This is a genomic window from Terriglobales bacterium (assembly GCA_035624475.1).
Lineage (GTDB): Bacteria > Acidobacteriota > Terriglobia > Terriglobales > Acidobacteriaceae > DASPRL01.
Genome location: DASPRL010000294.1, coordinates 1 through 4406, shown reverse-complemented (window position 1 = coordinate 4406; position 4406 = coordinate 1). Strand labels below are relative to the sequence as shown.

Genomic DNA, 4406 nt, shown 5'->3' with positions numbered 1-4406 from the left:
ATCTCTTTGGCCGCCGCGATCGCCGGTCCGGTCAATGTCTCTCCCCGTAGCACCGGCGTCCCCGCCGGAACTGTGTGGCACAGCCGACCCGGCTGTGCTGTAGCGCCGGCGTCCCGCCGGCTTTCCCGGGCGGCGTCTCGCCGCCCCGCTGACTCCTGACTCCTGACTACTGACTCCGGTAATTCACGAACTGCATGTCGATGCCGAAATCCGTCTGCCGCAGCAGCGCGATGATCTCCTGCAGGGTGTCGCGGTCGCGCCCCGTCACCCGCACCAGGTCGCCCTGGATGGCCGCCTGCACCTTCTTCTTGGAGTTCTTGATCAGCTTGACGATCTCGCGCGCCTTCTCGATGGGGATGCCCTGCTGCATGGTGATGCGCAGCCGCGCTGTCCCCCCGAAGGCCTTCTCCACCGGACTGTAGGTCAGCGCCTTGAGCGGCACCCCGCGCTTCACCAGCTTCTGCTGCAGCACGTCGTTCACCGCCTTGAGCTTGAACTCGTCGATGGAGCTGACCACCACCGCCTCTTTGCCTTCCAGCGCGATCTCCGACTTCGAATCCTTCAGGTCGAAGCGGGTGTGCACTTCCTTGAGCGCCTGCTGGATGGCGTTGGAGACCTCCTGCAGGTCCACCTTGCTGACGATGTCAAAGGAGTTGTCGGGCATAAGAACCGTGAGAACCGACCTTTCAGACCTTTCAGATTACCCTGTACCCCCGCCTTCCGTCATCCACTTTGCTGGGCAGCGGACCCTGGGAGTGCGTGTTCACTCAAGTCGGAATGATTGAAAGGGTCATCCCCGACGGCGGGCGCTGCCCCACCCGAACGTTCTTTGCTGGTGTACACTTCATCCTTCAGGGCCCCGGACCAGGGAGGTGCTCGGTGCCCATTCGTGTCTGCGTCCTATTGCTGCTTGTGGGCTGCGCGTTCAGGAGCGTAGCCCAATCTCCGCCCCAGGCCCCGCCCGGCCCCCCCGCCGCCCCTTGGGCGGTTCTCGTCGATCCCGTCTGCCCGGTCAGTTCCTCCTCCGTCCCTCCCGCGCCCAATCGCAGCCGGGAAATGCGGGTCATGTACTTTCCTTCGGCAAAGGGCGCCACCCTCAAGAGTGCAGCTTCGCTCTCGTTGCAGATCGCCTTTGACTTGCCCGATCTTCCTAACGAACACGCCACTATCCCCTTCGATCGCAGAGGGGACCACTGGGAAGCTGCTGTGCCGCTGGAAAAGATGCGTGCTTCCTACGCCATCTTCTACGTCAAGGACGATCAGACCGGCGCGCTTGACGACAACTCCGGCCAGTACTGGGATCTCGTGTTCTGCGATCCCTCGGGGCAGAAGTCGTCCGGCGGCGCCTGGTTCCAGGCGGAGAGCTATGCCGGCAAGAGCTGGCCGCTCCACATCCAGCGCAAAAAGGACTTGGACAGGTCCATTGCTATTCTGGAAACCGCGCTGGCCAGTGGCCAACACAGGTCCTGGTTGCTGAGCACCCTGTGGGAGTACAAGGCGGAGCGCGGCGGCGGCGGCCCCCAAGCCTACGCTGCCGTGGCCAAGGAGGTGGAGCAGGTCCTTGCTGCCCACGCGGACGACCGCGACACCCGGGCTGCCGTCACCAGCTTTGTGCTCCAGTACGAGCAACGATTGCCCGCCGACTTCGTGAAGCGCGCAGTTGCCACCCTCGATGCCAAGGTGAACGCCTCGACTCCCAGCCTTCGCGGCCTGATGGCCTTCAACCACGCCCAGATGGAACCCGACCCGAAAAAGCGCCTGGCTGCCCTCGACGCCGTCCTCGCCACCTACCCCAACGCCGTCCCGGAGGAGATCGTCCAGCAGCAGCGCCTTGACACTTTGGTCGAGCTCAGCGACCTTCCGGGAGCCGAAGCTGCCTTCGCCAAGTTCCAGCAAGCCGCCGACAGGAACAAAGACTCCGCCGCTCCCGGCCGCTACAACGCTTCCCTGGAACTGGCGCGGCTCTATGTCCAGAAGGGCGTCAAGCTCGACGCCGCGCTGAAGCTCATCGACGAGGCCTGGAAGTCCTTGGCCTCCGAGGAAACGTCTGGGAAGTTGATTGTTCCTCCCGACGTTCGCCTCCGGCTCGAGGGTGAGTGCGCCGGGCTGCGCGCCCGGGCCTATTTGGGTCTCCATCAGACGCAACGCGCCCTCGGAGAGGCACAGATGGCCGTGGAGCGTGCGCCCGACCGGGCCGAGGCCCATTTCGTCCTGGCGCAGGCGTACGCCGCTGCGGCCGACAAGCGGAGCGCTCTCGACCACTACTTCGACGCCGCCCTGCTGCCTTCCAACCGCGACCTGGAATACCGCGCCGAGCTGGAGCGCTTCTACCGCAAGAACTTTGGAGGACGGACGCAGTACGAGAGCGAGCTGAAGACGCGAATCTCCCGGCGCTTCCAGGCTGCCGATTACGTCCCCAAGCTGCTCGACCGCCCTGCTCCCGCGCTGGAGTTCACCACCCTCAAGGGCGAGAAGTTTGATGCCGGCGCCCTGCAGGGAAGAACGGTGGTCATCAATTTCTGGTCGCCGGGCTGAGCGGTGTGCATCTCCGAGTTACGGGGATTGCAGGACTTTCAGGCAAAACACCCGGAGACCGTGGTGGTCGCCATGAACGTGCTCGAAGGCAAGCGCGCGGAGGAGGCCGTTGATCGCCTGCTGCGCAAGCAGAAGCTCGAGGCTCTCCGGGTGGCGCCGGGCACGGGCTGGCAAGACAAGCTCGGCCTTCCGGACCAGATCCCGGAGACCGTCGTGGTCGCAGACGGGAAGGTGCGCGTGGTCCACGACGCCGTGATGGCGGACCCGGTCTCATTCCTGGAAGCCGATCTCAAGGCGCTGCACGGCTCGACTTCCGTCGTGCCGTAACCGTCGGCAACAACCCTGCCGAGCCCCTTCCGGGGCGCCACCGCCCGGCGAGGGCGTCAGCCCGAGCGTAAGCGGAAGAAGCGATAGAAGTTGTCCGCCGTTTGCCGCCCAATCTCCTCCGCCGGCATCCCCCGCAGTTCCCCGATCTGCCGCGCCACTTCCTTGACGAAGGCCGGCTCGTTGCGTTTGCCGCGGTAGGGCACCGGGGCCAGGAACGGCGAGTCGGTCTCGATCAGCATGCGCTCCAGCGGCGCCTCGCGGGCCGCGTCGCGGATGTTCTGCGCCTTGGGGAAGGTGATGTTGCCGGCGAAGGAGATCAGGAAGCCCATCTCCAGCGCGGCGCGCGCGTGCGCCAGGCTGCCGGTGAAGCAGTGCAGCACCCCGCCCAGCCCGCTCGCCGCCCAGTGCTCGCGCACCAGCGCCAGGCAGTCGTCCCAGGCGTTCTCGCTCGCTTGCGAAGGCCGGCAGTGGATCACGATGGGCAGCTTGGCGGCGCGCGCCTGCTCCATCTGCCGCAGGAAGACTGCCCGCTGCACCTCCCGCGGCGAGTGGTCGTAGAAGTAGTCCAGCCCGATCTCGCCCCAGGCGATGACCTTGGGCCGCTTGGCCAATCGCTCCAGTTCGGCAAAGTCGGCTTCCGTGGCCAGCCGCGCCTCGTGGGGATGGACGCCGATGGTGGCGTAGATCCAGTCGTGCTCCTGAGCCAGCCGGATGCCACAGTCCAGCGAGCCTGGCCCGGTGCCCGAGCCGATGGCGACCACCGTCTCGACTCCCGCTTCCTGCGCGCGCAGGAACACCTCGCCGCGGTCCTCGTCGAACTGCGGCATCTCGAGATGGGCGTGGGAATCGACGAACATCGGGAGATCGGGTGATCGGGAGATCGGGCGATCGGCTCAGGCGCGCGCTGGTTTCCAGATCACCCGATCACCCGATCGCCTGATCTCCCGATCTACTTGAGCTTGGCGCCCACCGGCACGTCTTCCAGGAAGCCGCACAGAATCGGCGTGCCCTTCTCGCCGAAGGACGCCGCGACGATCATGCCGTTGGACTCCAGGCCGCGCAGCTTGCGCGGCGCTAGGTTGGCCACGATCACCACCTTGCGCCCGATGAGCGACTCCGGCGTGTAGGTCTCGGCGATGCCCGCCACCACCTGCCGCACTTCCGTGCCGATGTCCACTTCCAGGCGCAGCAGCTTGTCCGCTCCCTTCACCTTCTCCGCCACCTTGACCTGGCCCACGCGCAACTCGACCTTGGCGAAGTCGTCGATCGAGATCTTGCCGTCGGGCGTGGCGGGCCCGGGTGCGGCCGCGGCTGCTGCCGGGGCCGGTGAGGCACTGGGCTTGGCCGGGGAAGCAACCTCGGCCTTCGGCGGCAGGGGTGCGCCGGCGCGCTCTTCCATCTGCTGCATCCTTTCGATAGTGGATTTGTCGGCGCGGGGAAAGACGGGCTCGACCTTGCCCAGCTTGGTCCCCAGCTTCACCTCGCCCCACTTGAGCTGGTCCAGCCGGACTTTCCCGATATTCCCCAGACCCAGTTGCGCCCAG

General features: G+C 66.0%; 5 protein-coding genes. 2 read left to right on the top strand and 3 right to left on the bottom strand.

Annotated features, from left to right (window positions below; genetic code table 11):
* Positions 1–166 precede the first annotated feature (166 nt).
* Entirely contained in the window at positions 167–664 is a 498-nt protein-coding gene (locus VEG08_11730) for a YajQ family cyclic di-GMP-binding protein (protein HXZ28654.1), read from the bottom strand.
* Between the two features lie 542 nt (positions 665–1206).
* Here VEG08_11730 and VEG08_11725 point away from each other — a divergent pair.
* Together VEG08_11725 and VEG08_11720 are read left to right on the top strand one after the other, a co-directional pair.
* Positions 1207–2535, top strand: coding sequence for a hypothetical protein (locus tag VEG08_11725; protein HXZ28653.1), 1329 nt, complete (start codon positions 1207–1209; stop codon positions 2533–2535).
* Positions 2536–2595: 60 nt separating this feature from the next.
* Positions 2596–2862: a hypothetical protein gene (locus VEG08_11720; GenBank protein HXZ28652.1), complete on the top strand. Its 267-nt coding sequence runs from the start codon at positions 2596–2598 to the stop codon at positions 2860–2862.
* Between the two features lie 56 nt (positions 2863–2918).
* Here VEG08_11720 and VEG08_11715 read toward each other — a convergent pair whose 3' ends face one another.
* Positions 2919–3719, bottom strand: coding sequence for a TatD family hydrolase (locus VEG08_11715; protein ID HXZ28651.1), 801 nt, complete (start codon positions 3717–3719; stop codon positions 2919–2921).
* A gap of 92 nt (positions 3720–3811) precedes the next feature.
* Positions 3812–4406 (bottom strand): methionine--tRNA ligase subunit beta (gene metG, locus VEG08_11710; protein ID HXZ28650.1); only part of this gene is annotated, 595 nt, incomplete at its 5' end.